Origin of the sequence: Actinoplanes teichomyceticus ATCC 31121 (assembly GCF_003711105.1) — a bacterium.
Classification (GTDB): domain Bacteria; phylum Actinomycetota; class Actinomycetes; order Mycobacteriales; family Micromonosporaceae; genus Actinoplanes; species Actinoplanes teichomyceticus.
This window is the reverse complement of sequence record NZ_CP023865.1, coordinates 6,138,655-6,161,544: the sequence shown is the minus strand read 5'-3', so window position 1 is coordinate 6,161,544 and position 22,890 is coordinate 6,138,655. Positions and strand designations below refer to the sequence as shown.

The 22,890-nt window shown below is 72.3% G+C and carries 21 protein-coding genes; 16 read left to right on the top strand and 5 right to left on the bottom strand.

Translation table 11 applies throughout. From position 1 onward, the window contains the following. Positions 1–30: 30 nt before the first annotated feature. Positions 31–300, bottom strand: coding sequence for a flagellar biosynthesis protein FliQ (gene fliQ / locus ACTEI_RS27000; protein WP_122975918.1), 270 nt, complete (start codon positions 298–300; stop codon positions 31–33). A 170-nt stretch (positions 301–470) separates the two neighbouring features. On the opposite strand from fliQ, the gene pdxT reads away from it, so the two are divergent. Together pdxT and ACTEI_RS26990 are read left to right on the top strand one after the other, a co-directional pair. After that, positions 471–1,076 carry a pyridoxal 5'-phosphate synthase glutaminase subunit PdxT gene (pdxT, locus tag ACTEI_RS26995; protein WP_122980224.1) on the top strand — a complete coding sequence of 202 codons (606 nt, stop codon included), beginning with the start codon at positions 471–473 and terminating at the stop codon, positions 1,074–1,076. 15 nt (positions 1,077–1,091) lie between these two features. Further along, complete coding sequence (locus ACTEI_RS26990) at positions 1,092–1,844, top strand: YebC/PmpR family DNA-binding transcriptional regulator (protein WP_122980223.1); 753 nt, start codon at positions 1,092–1,094, stop codon at positions 1,842–1,844. 76 nt (positions 1,845–1,920) lie between these two features. On the opposite strand, the gene ACTEI_RS26985 is transcribed toward ACTEI_RS26990, so the two are convergent. Next, complete coding sequence (locus ACTEI_RS26985; protein WP_122980222.1) at positions 1,921–2,439, bottom strand: hypothetical protein; 519 nt, start codon at positions 2,437–2,439, stop codon at positions 1,921–1,923. A 115-nt stretch (positions 2,440–2,554) separates the two neighbouring features. Between ACTEI_RS26985 and ruvC the strand changes: the two genes are divergently transcribed. From ruvC to ACTEI_RS26945, 8 genes are all read left to right on the top strand, one after another. After that, a complete protein-coding gene (gene ruvC / locus ACTEI_RS26980) occupies positions 2,555–3,082 on the top strand; it encodes a crossover junction endodeoxyribonuclease RuvC (RefSeq protein WP_122982432.1) in 528 nt (175 codons plus the stop codon). Continuing rightward, a complete protein-coding gene (gene ruvA, locus ACTEI_RS26975) occupies positions 3,079–3,681 on the top strand; it encodes a Holliday junction branch migration protein RuvA (protein ID WP_122980221.1) in 603 nt (200 codons plus the stop codon). The genes ruvC and ruvA overlap by 4 nt, the downstream gene beginning before the upstream one ends. Next, a complete protein-coding gene (gene ruvB, locus ACTEI_RS26970; protein WP_122980220.1) occupies positions 3,678–4,769 on the top strand; it encodes a Holliday junction branch migration DNA helicase RuvB in 1,092 nt (363 codons plus the stop codon). The genes ruvA and ruvB overlap by 4 nt, the downstream gene beginning before the upstream one ends. A 145-nt stretch (positions 4,770–4,914) precedes the next feature. Then, positions 4,915–5,292 carry a preprotein translocase subunit YajC gene (yajC, locus tag ACTEI_RS26965; protein WP_239082363.1) on the top strand — a complete coding sequence of 126 codons (378 nt, stop codon included), beginning with the start codon at positions 4,915–4,917 and terminating at the stop codon, positions 5,290–5,292. A gap of 164 nt (positions 5,293–5,456) precedes the next feature. Next, positions 5,457–7,379, top strand: coding sequence for a protein translocase subunit SecD (secD, locus tag ACTEI_RS26960; RefSeq protein WP_122980219.1), 1,923 nt, complete (start codon positions 5,457–5,459; stop codon positions 7,377–7,379). 1 nt (position 7,380) lies between these two features. After that, positions 7,381–8,553: a protein translocase subunit SecF gene (gene secF / locus ACTEI_RS26955; RefSeq protein ID WP_122980218.1), complete on the top strand. Its 1,173-nt coding sequence runs from the start codon at positions 7,381–7,383 to the stop codon at positions 8,551–8,553. 83 nt (positions 8,554–8,636) lie between these two features. Beyond that, entirely contained in the window at positions 8,637–9,200 is a 564-nt protein-coding gene (locus ACTEI_RS26950; protein ID WP_122980217.1) for an adenine phosphoribosyltransferase, read from the top strand. A 163-nt stretch (positions 9,201–9,363) separates the two neighbouring features. After that, a complete protein-coding gene (locus ACTEI_RS26945) occupies positions 9,364–11,841 on the top strand; it encodes a RelA/SpoT family protein (RefSeq protein ID WP_372443253.1) in 2,478 nt (825 codons plus the stop codon). 302 nt (positions 11,842–12,143) lie between these two features. Here the strand turns inward: ACTEI_RS26945 and ACTEI_RS26940 are convergent, their stop codons facing one another. Both ACTEI_RS26940 and ACTEI_RS26935 read right to left on the bottom strand, forming a co-directional pair. Continuing rightward, the gene (locus ACTEI_RS26940) at positions 12,144–12,989 is read right to left on the bottom strand and encodes a peptidylprolyl isomerase (RefSeq protein ID WP_122980215.1); all 846 of its coding nucleotides are present in this window, start codon (positions 12,987–12,989) and stop codon (positions 12,144–12,146) included. A gap of 29 nt (positions 12,990–13,018) precedes the next feature. Then, a complete protein-coding gene (locus ACTEI_RS26935; RefSeq protein ID WP_122980214.1) occupies positions 13,019–13,876 on the bottom strand; it encodes a peptidylprolyl isomerase in 858 nt (285 codons plus the stop codon). A gap of 151 nt (positions 13,877–14,027) precedes the next feature. Between ACTEI_RS26935 and ACTEI_RS26930 the strand changes: the two genes are divergently transcribed. Together ACTEI_RS26930 and hisS are read left to right on the top strand one after the other, a co-directional pair. Continuing rightward, positions 14,028–14,726 (top strand): MBL fold metallo-hydrolase, encoded by a 699-nt coding sequence (locus ACTEI_RS26930; protein ID WP_122980213.1) that lies wholly within the window; start codon positions 14,028–14,030, stop codon positions 14,724–14,726. Between the two features lie 50 nt (positions 14,727–14,776). Then, positions 14,777–16,051 (top strand): histidine--tRNA ligase, encoded by a 1,275-nt coding sequence (gene hisS, locus ACTEI_RS26925; RefSeq protein WP_239082365.1) that lies wholly within the window; start codon positions 14,777–14,779, stop codon positions 16,049–16,051. Between the two features lie 130 nt (positions 16,052–16,181). Here hisS and ACTEI_RS26920 read toward each other — a convergent pair whose 3' ends face one another. Further along, positions 16,182–16,703 (bottom strand): PaaI family thioesterase, encoded by a 522-nt coding sequence (locus tag ACTEI_RS26920; protein WP_122980211.1) that lies wholly within the window; start codon positions 16,701–16,703, stop codon positions 16,182–16,184. Between the two features lie 268 nt (positions 16,704–16,971). Between ACTEI_RS26920 and ACTEI_RS26915 the strand changes: the two genes are divergently transcribed. The 4 genes from ACTEI_RS26915 to cphA all read left to right on the top strand — a co-directional run bounded on the left by ACTEI_RS26915 (position 16,972) and on the right by cphA (position 22,655). Beyond that, a complete protein-coding gene (locus ACTEI_RS26915; protein WP_122982430.1) occupies positions 16,972–17,400 on the top strand; it encodes a winged helix-turn-helix transcriptional regulator in 429 nt (142 codons plus the stop codon). A 10-nt stretch (positions 17,401–17,410) separates the two neighbouring features. Continuing rightward, positions 17,411–19,021, top strand: a complete 1,611-nt coding sequence (locus ACTEI_RS26910; protein ID WP_239082354.1) for an MFS transporter — start codon at positions 17,411–17,413, stop codon at positions 19,019–19,021. 68 nt (positions 19,022–19,089) lie between these two features. Further along, a complete protein-coding gene (locus ACTEI_RS26905; protein WP_239082355.1) occupies positions 19,090–19,899 on the top strand; it encodes a cyanophycinase in 810 nt (269 codons plus the stop codon). Next, positions 19,896–22,655, top strand: a complete 2,760-nt coding sequence (cphA, locus tag ACTEI_RS26900; protein ID WP_122980209.1) for a cyanophycin synthetase — start codon at positions 19,896–19,898, stop codon at positions 22,653–22,655. The genes ACTEI_RS26905 and cphA overlap by 4 nt, the downstream gene beginning before the upstream one ends. The last annotated feature ends 235 nt before the right edge of the window (positions 22,656–22,890 follow it).

The window sequence follows — 22,890 nt, the reverse complement described above, 5'->3', positions numbered from 1 at the left end:
GCCCCTTGTCGAGATCAGTTCTGGGCTGGATCAGCGCAGCAGGTCGGGGACCCGCTCGAACAGCTGCTCGGTGTAGGTGAGCATCTCGTGCAGCATCCAGTTGCCGGTGAACAGCAGCACCGCCCCGATCGCGACCGCCTTCGGCACGAACGACAGCGTCGCCTCCTGGATCTGCGTCACCGACTGGAACAGCGAGATCGCGAAACCGATCGCGAGGGCCGTCAGCAGCACCGGAGCGGACATCTTCGCCGCGATGCTCATCGCCTGCAGTCCCAGCTCAACCACCATCGTGTCGGTCATGCCCCCCAGTTCGGGCGGCCGGGCGGCCCGCGGAGTGCCGACCGGTCACCTCCCGGTTGCCGTTCGGTTCGTGCCACCGGAACCCTCAAGTCCGCCACCCGAGCGCCGCACGCCCGAGCCGCCCCGCACCCCGGACGGCCGGCCGGGCACGGGGCCCTAGAGTTGGTGCCGTGAACATCGGAGTGCTGGCCCTGCAGGGCGACGTGCGCGAACACCTGTCCGCGCTGGCCGAGTCGGACGTGCTGGCCAGGCCGGTCCGCCGGCCGGAGGAACTGGCCGGCGTCGACGCGCTGGTGGTCCCCGGCGGCGAGTCCACGACGATGAGCAACCTGGCGATCAATTTCGGACTGCTCGACCCGATCCGGAAGCGGATCGCGGACGGCATGCCGGTGTACGGCTCCTGCGCCGGCATGATCATGCTGGCCAGCACGGTGCTGGACGGCCGCCCCGACCAGGAATCCTTCCAGGGAATGGAGATGACGGTCCGGCGCAATGCGTTCGGCCGGCAGGTCGACTCGTTCGAGGCGGACGTGGCGATCGCGGACATCCCCGGCGGCGACTTCCACGCCGTCTTCATCCGGGCGCCGTGGGTCGAACAGGTCGGTCCCGACGTGCAGGTGCTGGGCCGCGTGGCCTCCGGCGCCGCCGCCGGTAGGATTGTCGCCGTTCGGCAGGGGAACCTGCTCGCCACGGCTTTCCACCCGGAGCTGACCGGCGACCTTCGCGTCCACCGGTACTTCGTCGAGATGGTCCGCCAGGCCGCACCCGCACGGTAGACACGGAGGTTACGCATGTCCGGCCACTCCAAGTGGGCGACGACCAAGCACAAGAAGGCGGTCATCGACGCCAAGCGCGGCAAGATGTTCGCCAAGCTGATCAAGAACATCGAGGTCGCGGCGCGAACCGGCGGAGGCGACCCGGCGGGTAACCCCACGCTCTACGACGCCATCCAGAAGGCGAAGAAGTCGTCGGTCCCCAACGACAACATCGACCGCGCGGTCAAGCGTGGCTCCGGCCTGGAGGCCGGCGGCGCCGACTGGCAGACGATCATGTATGAGGGGTACGGCCCGAACGGCGTGGCCATCCTGATCGAGTGCCTCACCGACAACCGCAACCGCGCGGCCACCGAGGTGCGCACCCGGCTGACCCGCAACAACGGCACGTTCGCCGATGCCGGCAGCGTGTCCTACCTGTTCAACCGCAAGGGTGTGGTGATCGTCCCGAAGGCCGGGCTGACCGAGGACGACGTCATGCTCGCCGTCCTGGACGCCGGCGCCGAGGAGATCAACGACCTGGGTGACTCGTTCGAGGTGGTCAGCGAGCCGACCGACCTGATCGCGGTGCGCACCGCGCTGCAGAGCGCCGGCATCGACTACGACTCGGCCGAGTCGTCGCTGATCCCGACCATGACGGTGCCGCTGGACGAGGAGGCGGCCCGCAAGGTGTTCAAGCTGATCGACGCCCTCGAGGACTGCGACGACGTGCAGAACATCTACGCCAACTTCGACGTCTCCGACGACGTCATGGCGCTCATCGACGCGTGACGCCCGGAGCCGGGGCCGGCGGCCCGGGGCGGCGCCGCCCCGGCATCCCGGCCCCGGTCCGCTCAGCCGGCGGTGGTCAGTCCGGGGCGGCGAACCAGGACATGCCCTGGACCATGCCGCCGACCAGGAGAACGCTGCCGATCACCAGCCGGGCGATGCGGCGATGCTCCGCGCGGCGCCACGCGTGCACCCAGGCCACCGCCGCGTCGGCGAGGGTGGGCAGGGCGGTCCGCGCCGTACCCTCGAGCACCGCGGCCTTGTGGAAGGCGACGCTGGCGGCGGGCCCGCCCACCGCGACCGGCGTCCCCGGCGGCGTGCGCAGCACGCGGACGTCCACCTCGTGGATCTGCTCCGCACGCCACGCCCGGATCCGTCGCGCGAGCCGCCTGCGCAGGTAGCGCCCGGTCGGGTCGGCCCGGCTGAGCCGGGCCCACCAGCGCAGCCGGCGCCAGTGCCCGGCCAGGTCGGCGAGCACGTCCTGATAGATGTCCAGCCCGGTCGGGTCGCCGCCGGCCAGACGCACGGCCTCGTGCCGCAGCTCCCGCTCGTGAGCCGCGACCGCCTCGACGAACTCCGCCGGAGGATCGTCGTCCATGGGTGGAATGAGGTACATGTCGACCTCCCGCCTCCATGGTCGAGGCGTGTCGGCGGCGGGCGCAAGTCGGCGGCGTATTAGGGTGTCGAACACACGTACGTGAGGGGAGGCCGTGGTGCGCGTGCTCGGCATCGACCCGGGTCTCACCCGGTGCGGCGTCGGTGTGGTCGACGGCCTGCCCGGCCGTCCCGGCAAGCTGGTCGGGTATTTCGTGGTCCGCACCGACACCGGCGACGACATCGCGCAGCGGCTGCTGCACCTGGACCGCGGGCTGACCGACCTGGTGGCCGAGCACCGGCCGGACGCGGTCGCGGTCGAGCGCGTGTTCGCCCAGCACAACGTGCGTACCGTGATGGGCACCGCGCAGGCCAGCGGCATCGCCCTGCTGGCCGGCGCCCGGGCCGGGGTGCCGGTCCAGACCTACACCCCGAGCGAGGTGAAGGCGGCCGTGACCGGCTCCGGCACCGCCGGTAAGGCGCAGGTCACCTCGATGGTGACCCGCCTGCTGCAACTGGACGCACCACCCAGGCCGGCCGACGCGGCGGACGCCCTCGCGCTGGCCATCTGCCACATCTGGCGCGGCGGGACCCGCGCGAAGATCCAAGCCGCGGCCCTCGCCGCCGCCCGCAGGAGCCCCCGATGATCGCCAGCGTGCGCGGCGTGGTCGCCGCGATCCTCCATGACAGCGCCGTGGTCGAGGTGGGCGGTGTCGGCATGCGCGTGTTCTGCGCGCCCGGCACGCTCGCCGGGCTTCGCGTCGGCGCCGAGGCCCGGCTGGCGACCAGCCTGGTGGTCCGGGAGGACTCGCTGACCCTGTACGGCTTCGCCGACGACGACGAGCGGCAGCTGTTCGAGCTGCTGCAGACGGCGAACGGGGTGGGTCCGCGGCTGGCGCAGGCGGTCCTGGCGGTGCACCAGCCGGACACCGTGCGCCGGGCCGTCGCCGGTGGCGACCTGGCCACGCTGACCCGGGTGCCGGGCATCGGCAAGCGCGGCGCGGAGCGGCTGGTGCTCGAACTCAAGGACAGGATCGGCCCGGTCGCCGGGGCCGACGGGCAGAGCGCGGGCGTGCTCGCGGGCGCCTGGCAGGAGCAGGTGCGCCAGGGCGTGCTCGCGCTGGGCTGGAGCGCCGCGCAGGCCGATCAGGCGGTGGCCGCGGTCGCCGAGACCATCGACGGCGAGGTGCCGCCGGTCCCGGTGCTGCTGCGCCAGGCGATCCGGCTGCTCGGGAAGACCCGATGAGCGGCGGCGGCTCCGGAACCGGCCCGGTGGGCGGCCTCCCGGACGACGACGACGTGGTCTCCCCGCTGGTCGGTGACGAGGAGCTGGATGCCGAGGCGAGTGTCCGCCCGCGCCGGCTGGCCGACTTCATCGCCCAGCACCGGGTCCGCGACCAGCTGGAGCTGCTGCTCAAGGGCGCGATGGGCCGCGGCGCGCCGCCCGATCACATCCTGCTGTCCGGCCCGCCCGGCCTCGGGAAGACCACCCTGGCCAACATCGTGGCCGCCGAGCTGGGCACCGCGATCCGGACCACCAGCGGCCCGGTGATCGAGCGCTCCGGCGACCTGGCCGCGATCCTGACCGGTCTGGGCCCCGGCGACGTGCTCTTCATCGACGAGATCCACCGGATCGCCAAGCCGGCCGAGGAGTTGCTCTACAGCGCGATGGAGGACTTCCGGGTCGACGTGGTGGTCGGCAAGGGACCGGGCGCGACCGCGATCCCGCTGGACGTGGAGCCGTTCACGCTGGTCGGCGCGACCACCCGGGCCGGCCTGCTGACCGGGCCGATGCGAGACCGCTTCGGCTTCGTCGCGCACCTGGACTTCTACTCGCCCGCCGACCTGGACGCGCTGCTGCACCGTTCGGCGCGGATCCTCGGGGTGCCGATCACCGCGGCCGGCGCGGCCGAGATCGCCGGCCGCTCCCGCGGCACGCCGCGCATCGCGAACCGGCTGCTGCGCCGGGTGCGCGACTACGCCGAGGTCCGCGGCGACGGCGTGGTCACCGACGAGATCGCCCGCGCGGCGCTGCAGGTGTACGACGTCGACGCGCTCGGGCTGGACCGGCTGGACCGGGCGGTGCTGCGCGCGCTGATCGAGTCGTTCAAGGGCGGCCCGGTCGGCCTGTCCACGCTCGCCGTCGCGGTCGGTGAGCAGGCGGACACGGTCGAGGAGGTGTGCGAGCCGTTCCTGGTGCGCGCCGGGCTGCTGGCCCGTACCCCGCGGGGCCGGGTGGCGACCGAGGCCGGTTGGGCACACCTGGGTAAGACTCCGCCCCAAGACGGCAGGTCCGGGGTGTTTCAGGGGGACCTGTTCGCACGAGAGGCGTGAATATGCCTCGTGATGTGAACGTGACGTGTGCCGCATTCGTACTCTCCAGGTTGACCGATTAGACTCGCCCCCGCTTCAACCCGGAGTTTTGACGCCCCGGCCCACCTCGGCAGAGGTGCCGGTGGCCTACGGAAGGCATGTGCTCGTGAAACTGGCCGAGTCCGCCAGCGGCAACCCACTGGGCCTGTTCCTGCCCTTCATCCTGATCATCGGAGTGATGTATTTCCTGATGATCAGGCCGCAGCAGAAGCGGCGCCGCGAGGCGATGGAGATGCAGAACAAGCTGGGTCCCGGCGACGAGATCGTCACCATCGGCGGGCTGCACGGCACGGTGGTGGCCGTCGCGGACGACGTGGTGACCCTGGAGATCGCGCCGGACGTGCACGTCCGGTTCGCCCGCCCGGCGGTCGCCCGCGTGGTGACCCGCGCGGACGAGCCCGCCGCCGAGGAGCCGGCCGCCGCCGACGAGCCGGCCGCCGACGAGCCGCCGAACCCGGCCGTCGACGTCCGCAAGCAGGACTGACAAGAGCAGACCCCCGGACCGGCCCGCGGCGCCACGTCGGCGGGCCCGGTCCGTCCGGCCGCCGTTCGACCGTCGACGGCCGGCCATCGATCGACAGAGCCGCGTCGCCGCGCGGCCGGAACACAGGGAGACCTAACGCCGTGGCACGACCACCACAGGGACAGATGCATCCTGGACGCCAACTCGGCGTGCTCGGCTTGATCTTCGTCGTCCTGTATCTTCTCGTCTTCTTCGCCGCCGACGCCAAGGGCAGCTTCACCGACCGCCTGGAGCCGAAGCTGGGCCTCGACCTGGTCGGCGGCACGCAGGCCACCTACATCGCCTCGCAGGCGGGCCAGCCGCCGACCAAGGACGCGATGGAGCAGGCCCGGACGATCATCGAGAACCGGGTGAACGCGCTCGGCGTCTCCGAGGCCGAGGTGGTCATCCAGGGCGAGAACACCATCGTGGTCTCCCTGGCCGGCAAGGCGGACGACCAGCTCAAGGACCTCGCCCAGGCGGCGAACATGCGGTTCCGGCTGCTCACCGGCACCACCATGGACGTGGCCGCGAGCGCGCTGAACCCGGCGTCGCCGTCGCCCAGCGCGTCGGCGAGCGTCGCCCCGTCCGGTTCGGCCGCGCCGAAGAGCTCGGCCGCCCCGAAGACCAACGGCTCCGCCCCGGCGGTGCAGGCCAGCCCGTCGGCCGGCACCGGCGGTCAGGGCGGTGGCGCGGCGGTGCCCAGCGCGACCCCGTCGGCCGGCCCGTCGGCCTCGGCCGGTGCCCCGGCGGCCACCCCGAGCGCGCCGGCGTCCGAGGCTCCGGTCGCCGCCAGCGTGCAGGCCCAGCGGGAGGCGATCGCGAAGAAGGTCGGCGCGAAACTGTGGGCGCAGGCCGAGGCGCTGAAGCAGCCGGTCGATCTGACCAGCGACCCGAAGGCCGGCCTGCCGTACAAGCCGTTCGCTCAGCTGAGCCCGGTCGAGGTGGCCGCGCTCAGCCCGCAGATGCAGTTCAGCATCCCGACGATCAGCTGCGACCAGCTCGACAAGCGGCCGAACGGCTCGATCGACGACAAGGACTCCCCGGTGGTGGCCTGCTACGAGGGCCAGGCCAAGGTCATGCTGGACGCGGCCAAGGTGGTCGGTGACGACATCGACAGCGCCAGCCCGCAGCTCGACCAGCAGACCGGCCGCTGGGTGGTCTCGCTCGACTTCAAGAGCGAGGGCCAGAAGAAGTGGGCCGACCTGACCCGGGTGGCGTACAACGCGACCTCCAGCGACCCGTGCTTCACCGCGGTCCAGTCGCTGTACGGCTCGGCCGAGCACTGCGCGGTCGCGGTGGTGCTGGACAAGGAGATCATCTCCGCGCCGCAGATCCAGGGCGTGCTGACCGGCTCCTCGCAGATCACCGGTGACTTCACCCCGAACTCCGCCAAGCAGCTCGCCGACCAGCTCAAGTTCGGCGCGATCCCGGTCACCTTCTCGGCCGGCCCCGCGCAGACCATCTCGGCGACCCTCGGCCTGCAGCAGCTGGAGGCCGGTCTGCTCGCCGCCGCGATCGGCATGGCGCTGGTGGCGGTGTACGCGTTCTTCTACTACCGCCTGCTCGGCTCGGTGATCTTCCTGAGCCTGGTGCTCTCCGGCCTGCTCACCTTCGGCGCGCTGGTCTTCCTGGGCCGCACCATGGGCTACACGCTGACGCTGGCCGGTATCGCCGGCTTCATCGTCTCGCTCGGTGTGGCGGCGGACTCGTTCGTCATCTACTTCGAGCGGCTCAAGGACGAGATCCACGAGGGCCGGTCGCCGCGCAGCGCGGTGCCCCGGGCGTGGCACCGGGCGCGCCGGACGATCATCTCGGCGAACACCATCACCATCATGTGTGCGGTGGTGTTGTACATCGTGTCGATCGGCGCGGTGCAGGGCTTCGCCTTCGCGATGGGCCTCTCCACCGTCCTCGACCTGGTCGTGGTGTTCCTCTTCCGGCACCCGATCATGACCATGTTCGCCAACACCAAGGCGTTCCTGTCGCCGCGGGTCAGCGGTCTCGGCCGCGTCCTGCGCCGCACCCCGACCGAGGAGCCCGTCTCCTCGCGTGTGAAGGAGGCCTGACATGGCCCGTCCCGGTCTCGCGACTCGCCTTTACCAGGGCGAGGCGAACATCAACATCGTGGGCCGCCGGAAGATGTGGTTCACCGTCGCGGCCGCGCTGGTGCTGATCGCGATCGGTAGCTTCGTGATCCGCGGCTTCGAGCTCGGCATCGAGTTCGCCGGTGGCACCTCGTTCAGCGTCCCGGCCACGGCCGAGGGCAAGACGCTGACCCAGGAGCAGATCGCCGACGCGGTGGAGAAGGCCGTCCGGCAGGCGGACCCGGACGCCACCGTCGGCGCCGCGCAGAAGGTCGGCGACGGCAAGGACGCCAGCTACACGGTGCGTGCCTCGGCGTTGTCCGCGGCGGAGGCCGACCAGGCCAAGACGGCGCTGGTCAGCGACCTCGGGGTGAAGGCCGAGGACGTCAGCGACAGCCAGGTCTCGGCGGCCTGGGGCGGCGCGGTCACCCGGCAGGCCGTGATCGGCCTGATCATCTTCCTGGTGCTCGTGGTGGCGTACCTGATCATCCGCTTCGAGTGGCGGATGGCGGCGGCCGCGCTGATCTCGCTGCTGTTCGACCTGGTGATGACCGCGGGCGTGTACTCGCTGGTCGGGTTCGAGGTCACGCCGTCCACGGTGATCGGCTTCCTGACCATCCTGGGTTACTCGCTGTACGACGTGGTCGTGGTCTTCGACAAGGTGCAGGAGAACACCCGGGGGATCACCGCGGGCAGCACCCGCACCTACGCCGAGGCGACCAACCTGGCGGTCAACCAGACGCTGATGCGGTCGCTGAACACCGGTCTGGTGGCCCTGCTCCCGGTCGGCGGCCTGCTCTTCATCGGCGCCGGCCTGCTCGGCGCGGGCACCCTCAAGGACCTGGGCCTGGTGCTCTTCGTCGGCATGGGCTTCGGGGTGCTCTCCTCGATCCTGCTGGCCGCGCCGGTGCTGAGCGCGCTCAAGGACCAGGAGCCGAAGATCAAGGCGCACAACGCCCGGGTGCTCAACCGCCGGGCCAGCCGTTCCGAGGACGTGGCCCGCGGCGAGCGCACCCGTTCGGCCGACGCGGACTCGGACGTGCAGCCGGCGATGGCCGGTGGCACCACCCCGCGTCCGGGCGCGCGTCCGGCCGGCCGTCGCGCCACCAACCGCGGTGGCGGCGCCGGCAACCGGCCCGGTGACCGCCGCCGGTAGGCGACGCCGTCGAGACGGCCCGGCACCCTGCGGTGCCGGGCCGTTCGGCATCCGGAGACCGGCTCGGCACTAGGCTGTCCGCCGTGACTAGCGAGAATCCTGCAGTGACCGGTGACAGCGGCCCCGAGGTGGCCGCCCTGGTCGCGGGCGCCAGCATCGACGTGCCGGACTTCCCGAAGCCGGGCGTGGTGTTCAAGGACCTGATGCCGCTGTTCGCCGACGGCGCGGTGTTCCGCCGGGTGGTCGACGCGATCGTGGCGTACCACGGGGCCGGCTCCTTCGACGTGGTGGCCGGCGTGGAGGCCCGCGGGTTCGTGGTGGCCGCCGCGGTGGCGTACGCGACCGGTGCCGGAGTGGTGCCGATCCGCAAGGCCGGCAAGCTGCCGCGCAAGGCCCTGTCGGCGTCGTACGCGCTGGAGTACGGCGAGGCCACCTTGGAGGTGCACGAGGACGCGTTCGTCGCCGGGCATCGCGTCCTGGTGGTCGACGACGTGCTCGCCACCGGGGGCACCGCGGCGGCGGCGCTGGAGCTGGTGGAGCGGGGCGGCGGCGAGGTCTGCGGGTTCACCGTCCTGCTGGAGCTGGGTTTCCTGCACGGGCGGGAGAAACTGAGCCCGCGTACGGTGCACGCGCTGCTGACCGTTTGATCCGCCTTCGATGTTCCTCGCCCGGCCGGGCGGTGTCGATTGAGCGGTTCGGCCGGGCCTAACGGGATGCGGGTGCGGGTAGGATGGGCGTTCCAGAGGGCCACCCCTGGGAGAAATCGACTTCGGCGGGCATCACGCACCGGCGGGGTTCTCGGCGTAGGTGATGAGGAGGCCGGTGTCCAGCGACGTCGTCCCTCCGGCGGAGGGCACGGTGCAACCGACCCAGAACTCGCGGACCGGCTCGGGCGATGCCACGCCCGGCGACCGGGCTCGCGCTGACGACCGGACCGCTGTCAACGGGACCCCGCCCGTGACTGCGGCCGGCGACCTCGAAACCACCCAGGCACTCGCGCCGGCCGGTGAGACGGTCGGTTTCGGATTGGCCGGCGCGCCCACCGGCCGGCGGGTGCGGGCCCGGCTGGCCCGGTTCAACGCGCCCTGGCAGAGCACGCAGGTCAGCGAGGTGCTCGAACCGCTGATCGCCACGCACCGGGCGAGCCACCCCAAGGCTGATGTCCGTCAGCTGCAGAAGGCGTTCGACGTGGCGGCCCGCTGGCACTCCGGGCAGTACCGCAAGTCCGGCGATCCGTACATCACGCATCCGCTCGCCGTGGCGACCATCCTGGCCAACCTCGGCATGGACACCACGACGCTGGTGGCCGCGCTGCTGCACGACACGATCGAGGACACCGACTACGGCCTCGAGCAGATGCGCAACGACTTCGGCGCCGAGGTGGCGCTGCTGGTCGACGGCGTGACCAAGCTCGACCGGGTGAAACTCGGCGACGCCGCGAAGGCGGAGACCATCCGCAAGATGGTGGTCGCGATGGCCAAGGACCCGCGGGTCCTGGTGATCAAGCTGGCCGACCGGCTGCACAACATGCGCACGCTGACCTTCCTGCCCCGTCCCAAGCAGGAGCAGAAGGCCAAGGAGACGCTGGAGATCCTGGCCCCGCTGGCCCACCGGCTGGGTATGAACACGATCAAGTGGGAGCTGGAGGATCTCGCCTTCGGCACCCTCTTCCCGAAGCGGTTCGAGGAGATCAACCGCCTGATCGGGGAGCACCAGCCGCAGCGTGAGGCGCTGCTGCGCCAGGTGACCAACCGGGTCCAGCTGGACCTGAAGTCGGCGAAGATCAAGGCCGAGGTGACCGGCCGGCCCAAGCACCTCTACTCGATCTATCAGAAGATGATCGTCCGGGGCCGGGACTTCAACGACATCTACGACCTGGTCGGCGTGCGTATCCTGGTCGACACGGTGCGTGACTGCTATGCCGCGCTGGGCGTGATCCACGCGAACTGGCAGCCGGTGCCGGGCCGGTTCAAGGACTACATCGCGATGCCGAAGTTCAACATGTACCAGTCGTTGCACACGACGGTCATCGGCCCGACCGGTAAGCCGGTCGAGATGCAGATCCGCACGTTCGCGATGCACCGCACCGCCGAGTTCGGCATCGCCGCGCACTGGAAGTACAAGGAGCAGAAGGGCGCGACGATCGTCGGCCCGCCGGCGCACATCGACGAGATGACCTGGCTGCGGCAGCTGCTCGACTGGCAGCGGGAGGCGAGTGACCCGTCCGAGTTCCTGGACGCGCTGCGCTTCGACCTCTCCAGCCAGGAGGTCTACGTCTTCACGCCGAAGGGCGACGTGATCCCGCTGCCGACCGGGTCGACGCCGGTCGACTTCGCGTACGCGGTGCACACCGAGGTCGGGCACAAGTGCATCGGCGCGCGGGTGAACGGCAAGCTGGTGCCGTTGGAGTCGACGCTCTCCAACGGCGACGTGATCGAGATCTTCACGTCCAAGTCCAACACGGCCGGCCCGACGCAGGACTGGCTCGGCTTCGTGAAGAGCCCCCGGGCGCGGACGAAGATCCGGCAGTACTTCAACAAGGAGCGCCGCGAGGAGGCGATCGAGGCCGGCAAGGACGCGATCGTCAAGGCGATGCGCAAGCAGGGCCTGCCCCTGCAACGGATGCTGACCAGCGAGAACCTCACCACCATCGCGCGCGACCTGCACCTGCCGGATGTCGCCTCGCTCTACGCCGCGGTCGGCGAGAGCACGGTCTCCGCCCAGTCGGTGGTGGCCAAGCTGGTGGCCGGCTTCGGTGGCGAGGAGGGGGCGGTCGAGGACATCGCCGAGACCGCCGTCGCGACCCGTCCGCCGCGCAACCGCAGCACCGCGCAGGACCCGGGTGTGGTGGTGAAGGGTGTCTCGGACGTCTGGGTGAAACTGGCCCGCTGCTGCACCCCGGTGCCCGGCGACGCGGTGTTCGGCTTCGTCACCCGCTCCGGCGGGGTCAGCGTGCACCGGGAGGACTGCGCCAACGCTCAGGACCTGCGCGAGCAGGAGGAGCGCGTGGTCGAGGTGAGCTGGAAGCCGACGTCCGCGTCGACGTTCCTGGTCGCCATCCAGGTGGAGGCGCTGGACCGGCACAAGCTGCTGGCCGACGTGACCCGGGTGCTCTCCGAGGAGCGGGTGAACATCCTGTCCGCGACGGTCACCACGACCCGCGACCGGGTGGCGGTGAGCCGGTTCACCTTCGAGATGGCCGACCCGAAGCACCTGGGCCACCTGGTGGCGGCGGTGCGCAAGGTCGACGGGGTCTTCGACGCGTACCGGGTGACCTCCGGCGCCTGAGCCGCCCCGAGGCCGCCGGGCCGGGTGATCCGATCTCCGGCCCGCGGCGGGACCGGCCGGGCCGTGCCCGAGGGTTGACGGGGCGCCACGTCGGCCGGCGTCGGCCGGGCCGTGCCCGCAGGTGGGGTGACGCCGGGTCGCTGGGCCGCGGCGGGATCGGCGGGGCCGTGTCCGCGCGCTCAGCGGACACCGGGCGTGGACACGCGGGGTGGCCGGGAGGCCTGCGGGCGGGACTCCGAGGGCGTACCGGAAAAGAAAAAGAGCGACCCCCGGCGGAGTCGCTCTTTCTCGCGGACCCTGCGTCAGGAGACCGACATGGTCTTGATGACGAGTTCCTTCTTCGGGTGACCGCCGCCGGCCGAGGACGCGAACGCGCCGTCGTCGCCGGCCTTGACCACCGACTTCACGATGTCCAGGCCCGTGTTGATGGTGCCGAGCAGCGTGTAGTCCGCCGGAAGCTGGGTGTCCTCCGAGCAGATGAAGAACTGGCTGCCGGTGCTGTTGGGACTCTGGGTCTTGGCCATCGCGATCGAGCCCGCGGGGTACGGCTTCTGCGTGTCGGTCGGCAGGTTCTCCTCGGCCATCGTGTAGCTCGGGCCGCCGGTGCCGTCGGTCTTGCGGTAGCCCTTGCCGGTGGCGAACGGGTCGCCGCACTGCAGGACCTTGAAGTTGTCCTCGTTGACCAGGCGGTGGCACTTGGTGTTGTCGAGGAACTTCTTCGACGCGAGGTGTTTGTAGCTGGCGCCGGTGCAGGGCGCCTTGCTCAGGTCGATGGTCGCCGCGATCGGGCCGAGGTTGGTGTCGAAGGTCAGCACGCTGGTGCCGGTGTTCGGCACGGTGGCCGGCGGAAGGCCGACGTCCTTGACCTTGCCACCGCTCGCCTCGGCCGTGGCCTTGTCGACCGGGGTCCAGGTGCAGGCGACCATGCCGGCCGGGGTGGTGCTGCCACCCGCGGTCGTCTTCTTGTCGTCCTTCTTTAGGGCGCTCACGATCCACACGGCCGCGCCGGCGATCACCACCACGGCCAGGGCCGACCCGATGAGCGCCTGCTTGCGGCGCCGGCTCTTGGCCGCCGCGGCCCGCTCGGCCATCTCCTTCTCGAGCCGGGCCCGCGCCGCCGCGCGCTGCCGGTCCTTGATCGACGACACGTCGTTCCTCCTGCTGGTCTCTTCCGAACTCACGACTGCGCGCTCGCCGAGGGTGCGGCCGTGGCGGCGGCATCCGCGCCGACGGTCAAAGTGTTGATGGTGATCTTCTCCTTGGGCTTGACCTTGTCGCCCGCGTCGTCGGCCACCGTCGGGATCTTGCCGATCTTCGCCAACGTGTCGAGTCCGCCGCTCACCCGGCCCACGATGGAGTACGGCGCGTCCGTGGTCGGCGCGTAATCCTTGAAGAAGATGAGGAACTGGCTGCCGTTGTTGCCGGCCGGGTTGCCGAACAGCGTCACGGTGCCTTTCGGGTAGAGAACGGCGGGCTTCGCGCCGGCGCTCGGCGACGGCTCCGGCAACGCCGGCGGGTTCTCGTCGTAGAAGGTGTAGAGCGGGCCCCCGTTGTTGGTGCCGCTCGGGTCGCCACAGTGCACCGCGCCGATGTCGAGGATCTCGTGGCAGTCGGTGTTGTCGTAGAACTTCTTGCCGGCGAGGTGGGTGAAGCTGGCGGCGGCGCAGGGCGAGCTCGCCACGTCCACGCTCACCGTGATCGGGGCGCCCTGGTTGGTGCTGATCGTCATGGTCTCGGTGCCGGTCTGCGGGATGTCCCTGCCGGGCGGGGTGCCCACATCCGTCCGCTCCGGGTTGTCGGCCTTGTCCAGCGGCGACCACAGGCACACGTCGGCGGCCTCGGTGGTGGGGTCCCGGTCGCTGTCGAACGCGCCCCCGATCCAGGCGCCGCCGACCGCGACGAGCACGACGGCCAGGCCGGTGCCGACGCCCGCCAGGATCCGGCGGCGACGCCGCTCCCGCACCGCCCGGCGTGCCATCTGGCGTTCGTATTTCGCGCGCGCGAGCTTGCGCTGCCGGTCCTTGCTGGGAGCCACTAACGCTGTCCTTCCCTGTGCATGTCAAAGGGTGCGGGACGCCACACGCCCGCAAGAGTGTACGGCTACCTCCTGAGAAAGTCGTGTGCGGCTGCCCAGCTAGGCTCGTTACGATTCGCACCTGTTTTTTCGTCTGGGGGAGGAACCGGCTGTGCTCGTCGCCAGCTTTCCGGCGCAGGCCTTCGGCACCAACTGTTACGTGGTGGCCGCCGGCCCGGGCGAGCAGTGTCTGGTCGTCGATCCCGGCATCGGCGTGCTCGACCAGCTGGACGAGGTGCTCGCGCAGCACCGGCTGTCCCCGGCCGCGGTGCTGCTGACCCACGGCCACCTGGACCACACGTTCTCGGTCGCGCCGGTGTGCGGGGCGCGCGGGATCACGGCGTACGTGCACCCGGCCGATCTGGAGATGCTCGCCGACCCGGCCAAGGGGCTGAGCGCGGATCTGACCGCGCTGTTCGGCGGCCGCCTGCCGTACTCGGAGCCGGAGGACGTCGCGGAGCTGGCCGACGGGGCCGTGCTCTCGCTGGCCGGCCTGGAGGTCACCGTCGACCACGCGCCCGGCCATACCGGCGGGTCGGTGCTGTTCCGCCTGCCGGGCGCGGCCTCCTCCTGGGACGCGGAGGAGATCTGTCTCTCCGGAGACGTGCTCTTCGCGGGCTCGATCGGACGCACCGACCTGCCGGGCGGCAGCACCCCGACGATGATGGCCAGCCTGCGGGACAAGATCCTGCCGCTGGCCGACGACACCGTCGTGCTGCCCGGCCACGGACCGGCCACCACCATCGGCCGCGAGCGCGCGTCGAACCCGTACCTGCGGGAACTGATCGCGGCGCCCGGCCGCGGATTGTAGGAGAGACAGTGCCCATTTCCGGCTTCCCCGAGTGGCTGCCGCCCCAGCGCATGATCGAGCAGTACGTGCTGGACAAGATCCGTTCCACATTCGAGCTGTACGGCTTCGCGCCGCTGGAGACCCGCGCCGTCGAACCCCTGGAGACGCTGCTGTCCAAGGGGGAGACCTCCAAGGAGGTCTACCTGCTGCGCCGGCTGCAGGACTCCGGCGACACCCCGGCCAAGGGCGAGGACCAGCTCGGTCTGCACTTCGACCTGACCGTGCCGTTCGCGCGTTTCGTCGTGGAGAACCACGGCAGGCTGCAGTTCCCGTTCCGGCGGTACCAGATCCAGAAGGTGTGGCGCGGCGAGCGCCCGCAGGAGGGCCGCTACCGCGAGTTCCTCCAGGCCGACATCGACGTGGTGAACCGGGACACCCTGCCGTTCCACTTCGACACCGAGATGCCGCTGGTGATCGGTGACGTGTTCCGGTCGCTGCCGATGCCCCGGGCGGTCATCCTGGTCAACAACCGCAAGGTCTGCGAGGGCTTCTACCGCGGCCTCGGGTTCGAGGACACGGCGCAGGTGCTGCGTACCATCGACAAGCTCGACAAGGTCGGGCCGGACAAGGTCGCCGCGCTGCTGGTGGAGACCGCCGGGGCCACCGACGCCCAGGCGGCCGCCTGCCTGCGGCTCGCGGAGATCTCCGCGACCGACGGCTCGTTCGTCGAGCGGGTGCGCGCGCTCGGGGTGACCGACCCGCTGCTCGACGAGGGCCTGGGCGAGCTGCTCCAGGTCGTCGAGACGGCGAACGAGCACGCGCCCGGCCTGGTCCGCGCCGAGCTGAAGATCGCCCGGGGGCTGGACTACTACACCGGGACGGTGTACGAGACGCAGCTCGAAGGCTACGAGCGGTTCGGCTCGATCTGCTCCGGCGGCCGCTACGAGACGCTCGCCTCGGTCGGCAACACCCGCTTCCCGGGCGTCGGCATCTCGATCGGCGTCTCGCGGATGCTCGGCCTGCTCTTCGGGCAGGACGCGCTGAGCGTGTCCCGCCCGGTGCCGACCTGCGTGGTGGTGGCGCTGCCCAGTGACGACCGGCGCGCCGAGTGCGACCGGATCGCGGCGGCGCTGCGCAAGCGGGGCATCCCGACCGAGGTGGCGCCGACCGCGGCGAAGTTCGGCAAGCAGATCCAGTTCGCCGACCGGCGCGGCATCCCGTATGTCTGGTTCCCCGGCGAGCCGGACACGGTCAAGGACATCCGTTCGGGTGAGCAGGTCGAAGCCGACGCCTCGGCCTGGGCGCCGCCGGCGGCCGACCTGCACCCGGTGGTCACCGGCCGGTGACGGCCCGGCCGATCGGCGTCCCGCCCGCCCGCGCGGCGGGGCGCCGCGGCCGGTGGCCCGGTGGGTTCCCGCGCCGGTGACCCTCCCGGCGCGCGCCGGGAGAGTGCTCCGTGGTCCGGCAGCCGGGCGGTCAGGGGCGGGGCAGATCGAAGATGAGGCAGCTGGAGGTCGCGTGCGCGACCAGGCGGTCGCGCGCGTCGGTGAGCCGGGCCTCGGCCAGCGCGGTGCGGCGGCCCCGCTGCAGGACCGTGCCGGTGCAGGTCAGCGTGCCGGAGTCGACGGTCACCGGGCGCAGGAACTTCACGTTGAGATCCATGCTGGTGTAGCCGACGCCGACCGGCAGGGTGGTCTGCACCGAGCAGGCGGCCGCGGTGTCCAGCAGGGTGGAGATGATCCCGCCGTGCACGGTGCCGATCGGGTTGTAGTGGAACTCCTGCGGGTCGAGCCCGATGGTGACGCTGCCCTCCCGGGCGTGCAGGCCGCTGCCGCCGATCAACTGGAAGATCGGCGGGGGCGGGACCTCGCCGGCCGCCATCGCCTGCAGGATCTCCAGGCCGCTGCGCCGGGCGAGCAGCTTGACGTGCTCGGTGGGGTCGGTCCAGGAGAAGGTGCGGGTCCGGGTCGGAACCGCGGCATCCTGAGTCTGCGTCATGGATGCAGGCTGGCACCCGCTTGCTGCGTCTGTCAACGAGACCTAGCCTCGATGCATGGTCGGACAGGTCACACCCTCGACGCCGCCGCGTTCGGACTCGGCACCGGGGGCGGCCCGGGACTCGTCATCGGCGGCGGCCCGGGAGACGGCGCCCGAGGCGGGCCGGGACGCGCTGCCCGAGGCGGCCGGGGCGGCGCGGCACGGGGCCCGGGACGCGGCGCCCGAGGCGCTCGCCTGGGACGTGGACAACTGCACCATCGGGCGGGCCATGGCGATCCTCGGCGAGAAGTGGACGATGGTCGTGCTGCGCGAGGTGTTCACCGGCATCCGCCGCTTCGACGACATGCGGGTGCGCACCCGGATTCCGCGGCAGGTGCTGGCGAACCGGCTGGCCGCGCTGGTCGGGCACGGGGTGCTGCGCCGTGAGCCGTACCGGGAGCCCGGCGCCCGGGTGCGCCACGAGTACCGGCTGACCGAGAAGGGCTTCGCGCTCTACCCGGTGCTGGTGGCGCTGGCCGGATGGGGCGACCGGTACCTGGCCGACCCGCAGGGTCCGCCGATCCGGTTCGTGCACCGCGACTGCGCCGCCGAGCTGCACGTGGAGGTGCACTGCGCGGCCGGGCACCCGGTCACCGACCGGCGCGACGTGCTGCCCCGGCCGGGCCCGGGTGCGCGCCGGCGGCGGCCGGAACTCTAGATTCCTCGGCGTGGCGCTCGCGCAGACAGCACAGAAGACCGAGGTGCCGGGCAGCGCCTGGCAGCCGCTGCGTGAGCCGGTGTTCCGCGCTCTGTGGATCGCCGTCCTGGCCGGCAACGCCGGCACGTGGATGCAGACGGTCGGCGCCCAGTGGCTGGTGGTGTCCGAGCCGGACGCCGCGACCTGGGTCAGCCTGGTGCAGACCGCGACCACGCTGCCGGTGCTGCTGTTCGCGCTGCCGGCCGGCGCGCTCGCCGACGTGCTGGACCGGCGGTGGCTGCTGCTCGGCGTACAGGTGGGGCTGTTCGCCGTCGCCGCGACCCTGGCCGCGGTGACCGCCGCCGGGCGCGTCGGCCCGGCCCTGCTGCTGGTCTTCACCTTCCTGCTGGGCTGCGGGCAGGCGCTGACCCTGCCGTCCTGGCAGGCGGTGATCCCGGAGATCGTCCCGCACGACCAGCTGCCGTCGGCCTCCGCGCTCGGCGCGGTCAACACCAACCTGGCCCGCTCGGCCGGTCCGGCGCTGGCCGGCCTGCTGGTCGCGCACTTCGGTTCGGCCCTGGTCTTCGCGCTGAACGCGCTGTCGTTCGCGATCTTCGCGGTGGCTCTGCTGCGCTGGCGACGCCCGCCGCGGCGGCCGGCGGGCCACCCGGAGCGCTTCGGCGCGGCGCTGCGCGCCGGTGGCCGCTACGTGCGCTTCTCGCCGGTGATCCGCCGGGTTCTCGGCCGGGTGCTGCTGTTCGTGCTGCCCGGCAGCGTGGTGTGGGGCCTGCTGCCGCTGGTGGCCAGCCGGGAGCTGCGGATGGGGGCCGGCGGTTACGGCCTGCTGCTGGCCGCGCTCGGCGTCGGCGCGATCGCCGGGGCGCTGCTGATGCCCCGGGCCCGCCGGGTGCTGAGCACCAACCGGACGATCGTCGCGACCGGTGTCGTCTACGGCGCCGCGCTGCTGGTCATCGCGCTCGTCCCGCACCGGTACGCGGTGCCGCCCGCCCTGGTCGCCGCGGGGCTGGCGTGGATGATGCTGGTGTCGCGGATGAACGCGGCGATGCAGCTGTTCCTGCCCAACTGGGTCCGGGCCCGCTCGCTCGCGGTCTACCAGCTGGTCTTCGCCGGCGGGCAGGCGCTCGGCGCGTTCGCCTGGGGGCAGGTCGCCGGGGCGGTCGGCCTGCGGCCCGCCTTCGCGGTCGCGGCGGTCCTGATGTCGGCCGGCGCCCTGACCGTACGCCGCTGGCCGGTGCACACGCACGAGAACGAGGACCACAGCCCGGCGGTGTTCTGGGCCGAGCCGCATCTCATGCTGCAGCCGCACCTGGACGACGGCCCGATCCTGGTCTCCGTCACCTACCGGGTGCGCGAGGCCGACGTGAGCGGGTTCCTGGCCGCCATGCGGCGGTTGCGCGGCTCCCGGCAGCGCACCGGCGCCACCCGGTGGGGGCTGTTCCGCGACGGCGCCGAGCCGGGCCGGTTCGTCGAGGTCTACCTGGTGCCGACCTGGGAGGAGCACCTGCGCCAGCACGAGAGCCGGCTGACCGGGGAGGACGAACGGATCGAACGGGCGGTGATCGCGCTCGCCGAGGGTCCGCCCGAGGTGCGACACCTGCTCCCCGCAGAGCATTCCGATTAGTCGTATGTTGCGGTTTTGTTCCGATTAGCCTCAACAGTGGCCCGCGCGGGCCCTGCTGAGGAGGCACGGTGGATGCCCGGCTACTGATCATGGGAGGCGCTGCCGGACCGGCGTTGCTCGTCCGGTTCGTGGAGCTCGCCGGGGCGGCTGCGGCCCGGATCCTGGTCATCGCCACCGCCACCGAGGAGCCGGAGACGGCCGAGGAGTTCTACGTCGACACCTTCACCGCCCTGGGCGCCGGCTCGGTCCGCCCGCTGCGCCTGACCACCCGCGCCGACGCGAACGCGCCCGGCATCGCCGCCGAGCTGCGCGCCGCCACCGGGGTGTTCTTCACCGGCGGGGACCAGGAGCGGATCACCACCGTGCTGGGCGGCACGGCCGCCGACTCGCTGCTGCAGGAGCTGGTGGCCGCCGGCGCGATCGTGCTCGGCGGCACCAGCGCCGGGGCGGCGATGATGTCGGCCACCATGATCGTCGGCGGGGACGGGCCGGGGGTCACCGCGGCGAGCGTGCGTACCGGTCCCGGCCTGGAGTTCCTCCCGGGCGTGCTGATCGACCAGCACTTCGCCCAGCGCGGGCGGCTGAACCGGTTGCTCAGCGCGGTCGCCCGGTACCCGCACGAGCTCGGCCTGGGCATCGACGAGGACACCGCGATCCTCACCGACGGCGACCGGTTCGAGGTGCTCGGCAGCGGCGCGGTGACGGTCGTCGACGCGGGCGCCGCCACCGACATCCGGGTTCCGCCGTCCGGGCCGATCGCGCTGGCCGGGGCACGTATCCACGTGCTGCCGGCCGGGCACACCTTCCATCTCACCGGCCGCGTGCCGGGCGCACCGGCCGGGGAGAACCGGGCCGGGGATCGGGGACGAGCCGCATGAAGATCGAGAGTCTGCGCCGCTTACGCGGCCCCAACGTGTATCTGTCGCGGCCGGCGGTGGTCGCCCGGCTCCGGCTGGAGGAGCTGACCGGCCGCGAGACCTCGGACGTCACCGGGTTCACCGAGCGCCTGCTGCGGGCGCTGCCCGGGCTGGCCGAGCACCACTGCGCGGCCGGCGCCCCCGGCGGGTTCGTCAGCCGGCTGCGCGGGGGAACCTACTTCGGCCACGTCACCGAGCATGTCTGCCTGGAGCTGTCCCAGCTGATCGGCCGGGACGTCAGCTTCGGCCGGACCGTGTCGGCCGGCGAGCCGGGCCGGTACGACGTCATCCTGGAATGCCCGGTCGACGAGTCCCCGGACTCCGGGGTGCCGGGCGAGCTGCTGGACGCCGCGGTCGAGCTGGTACTGGCGGTCCACGACGGAGCGGCCACCGGGCTGCCCGCCACCCGGCTGGCCGAGCTGGCCGCCGCCGCCGAGCGTGAGGCGCCCGGGCCGAGCACCCGGGCGATCATCGCCGCCGCCCGGCGCCGGGGCATTCCGGTGGAGCGGTTCGGCGACCTCAGTCTGGTACGGCTCGGCTGGGGCACCCGGCGGCGGATGGCGTGGGCCGCGATGACCGACCGGACCGGTGGCGTGGGGATCGACATCGCCGGCGACAAGCACGTCACCCGGCGGCTGCTCGGCGAGGCCGGCATCCCGGTCGCTCCCGGCGGCGTGGCCGGCGGCCCGGAGGAGGCGGTCGCGCTGCTGGGGGAGCTGGGCGCGCCGGTCGTGGTGAAGCCCCGGCACGGCCGCCAGGGGCACCGCGTGGCGCTGGGCCTGAGCACCCCCGAGGACGTCGAGCGGGCCTGCCGGGCGGTCGGCGGCGACGTGGTGGTGGAACGGCAGCTGGACGGCCGCGACTATCGCGTGCTCACGGTGGCCGGCGAGGTGGTGGCGGCCGCCGAGCGGATCGCCGCGCACGTGGTCGGCGACGGCCGGTCCAGCCTGGCCGAGCTGGTCGAGCAGGCCAACGCGGACCCGCGCCGCGGCGTCGGGCACTCCCGGGTGCTGACCCGGATCGCGCTGGACGCCGAGGCGCTGCGGCTGGCCGCCGGGCAGGGCTACGACCGGACCGGCGTGCCGGCCGACGGCGAGACCGTCTGGCTGCACGCGTGCGCCAACCTCTCCACCGGTGGGACCAGCCGGGACGTCACCGACCAGATGCACCCCGACGTGACCCGGCTGTGCCAGCGGGTGGCCGCGCTGGTCGGGTTGGACATCGCCGGCATCGACCTGCGGCTGCCGGACATCGCCGCGCCGCTGCCCCCGACCGGCGAGCGGGACCCGGTGGCCGGGGTGATCGAGGTGAACGCGGTGCCCGGGCTCCGGATGCATCTGGCCCCGGCGGGCGGCCGGGCCCGGGACGTCGGCGACGCGATCGTGCGCGCGATGTTCCCCGGCGGCTCCGACGGACGGATCCCGACCGTGGCGGTGACCGGCACCAACGGCAAGACCACGGTGACCCGGCTGACCGCGCACCTGCTCAGCGGGGGCGGCCACCGGGTCGGCACGACCACCACCGACGGGGTGTACGTGGACGGCCGGCTGATCTACCTGGCCGACGCCACCGGCCCCCGCTCGGCGCAGCAGGTGCTCGGCGATCCGCAGGTCGAGGTGGCGGTGCTGGAGACGGCGCGCGGCGGCCTGCTGCGGCGCGGCCTCGGCTACGACTGGTCGGACGTCGGGGTGATCACCAACATCACCGCCGACCACCTGGGGCAGGACGGGCTGGACTCGATCGAGGATCTGGCGCACGTCAAGGCGGTGGTCGCCGAGCGGGTCCGCGACGGCGGCACGCTGGTGCTGAACGTGGACGACCCGTGGGTGCGCAGCCTGCCCGACCGACCCCGGGTGCGTGCCGACCGCAAACGGCTGGTGTGGTTCGGGCTGGACCCGGCCAATCCGGTGCTCACCGAGCATCTGGGGCGTGGCGGCACGGCGTACGTGCTGCACGACGGCTGGCTGGTGCAGGCCACCGGGGCGCGGCGGATGCCGCTGCTGCGCCTGGCGGAGGTGCCCGGCGCCTACGGCGGGGCCGCTCCGCACGCCGCCGCGAACGCTCTCGCCGCGATCGCCGCGGCCCGGGCGCTGGGCGCGCGCCCGGAGACCGTGGCCGTCCGGCTGACCGAGTTCGATCCGGGCGTGGACAACCCGGGGCGGGGCACCCTGCTGCGCCTCGGCGACGTCTCGATCTTCCTGGACTACGCGCACAACCCGGCCGCCCTGGCCGCGACGCTGCGCACGCTGCACCGGCTGTGGGGGGCGAACCGGTGCGTGGCCGCCGTGACGCTGCCCGGCGACCGGCGCGACGACCTGCTGGCGGCCTCCGCGCAGATCCTGGCGGACGGGCTGACCCGGGCGGTCCTCTACGACGACCGGGACCCGCGGGGGCGGCCGGCCGGGGAGGTGTCCGGGCTGGTCGAGCAGGAGATGCGGGTGCGCCGGCCGCAGATCCGGGTGCTGCGCGCGGACGATTTCCGGCAGGCGGTGACCACCGGGCTGGACCTGACCGCTCCGGGTGAGGTGCTGCTGGTGATCTACGAGAAGTACGCGCCGGTGCGGGCCTTTCTGGGCGAGCTGGGCGCGGTCCCGGCCGGGGCCCATCCGGCGGCGCCGATCCGGCCGGCGGTGCACGCCATGTCGCCACTGGGCCGCGACCTCACCGCGCATGCTTCGGCGATGTCGAGGAGTGTGACAGATCATGGACATCTATGAGATCGCACGGTAACCACGTCATCACCGTCGGTCATGTCCGCTGCCGCGGGGTCACGCCATAGGTTGAAGCCGCAAGTTCCGACGAAGCGGGCAATCCCCGTGTGCGGCTGTGGCCCTGCGTGATCGAGCCGTTGCGGAAACCGCTTTCCTGACCGTTCGTACGCGCGCACGCGTCGTTCAGCCGATCCCACAGACGGTAATGATTGCCTGGTAGATCGCATGGTGGCCGCTCGAA

Bases quoted from the DNA above. Each gene is read 5' to 3' on its own strand.
- fliQ (WP_122975918.1), bottom strand. From the start codon at position 300: ATGACCGACACGATGGTGGTTGAGCTGGGACTGCAGGCGATGAGCATC.
- ACTEI_RS26990 (WP_122980223.1), top strand. From the start codon at position 1,092: ATGTCCGGCCACTCCAAGTGGGCGACGACCAAGCACAAGAAGGCGGTC.
- ACTEI_RS26985 (WP_122980222.1), bottom strand. From the start codon at position 2,439: ATGGACGACGATCCTCCGGCGGAGTTCGTCGAGGCGGTCGCGGCTCAC.
- ruvA (WP_122980221.1), top strand. From the start codon at position 3,079: ATGATCGCCAGCGTGCGCGGCGTGGTCGCCGCGATCCTCCATGACAGC.
- ruvB (WP_122980220.1), top strand. From the start codon at position 3,678: ATGAGCGGCGGCGGCTCCGGAACCGGCCCGGTGGGCGGCCTCCCGGAC.
- secD (WP_122980219.1), top strand. From the start codon at position 5,457: ATGCATCCTGGACGCCAACTCGGCGTGCTCGGCTTGATCTTCGTCGTC.
- secF (WP_122980218.1), top strand. From the start codon at position 7,381: ATGGCCCGTCCCGGTCTCGCGACTCGCCTTTACCAGGGCGAGGCGAAC.
- ACTEI_RS26945 (WP_372443253.1), top strand. From the start codon at position 9,364: ATGAGGAGGCCGGTGTCCAGCGACGTCGTCCCTCCGGCGGAGGGCACG.
- hisS (WP_239082365.1), top strand. From the start codon at position 14,777: ATGATCGAGCAGTACGTGCTGGACAAGATCCGTTCCACATTCGAGCTG.
- ACTEI_RS26920 (WP_122980211.1), bottom strand. From the start codon at position 16,703: ATGACGCAGACTCAGGATGCCGCGGTTCCGACCCGGACCCGCACCTTC.
- ACTEI_RS26915 (WP_122982430.1), top strand. From the start codon at position 16,972: ATGGCGATCCTCGGCGAGAAGTGGACGATGGTCGTGCTGCGCGAGGTG.
- cphA (WP_122980209.1), top strand. From the start codon at position 19,896: ATGAAGATCGAGAGTCTGCGCCGCTTACGCGGCCCCAACGTGTATCTG.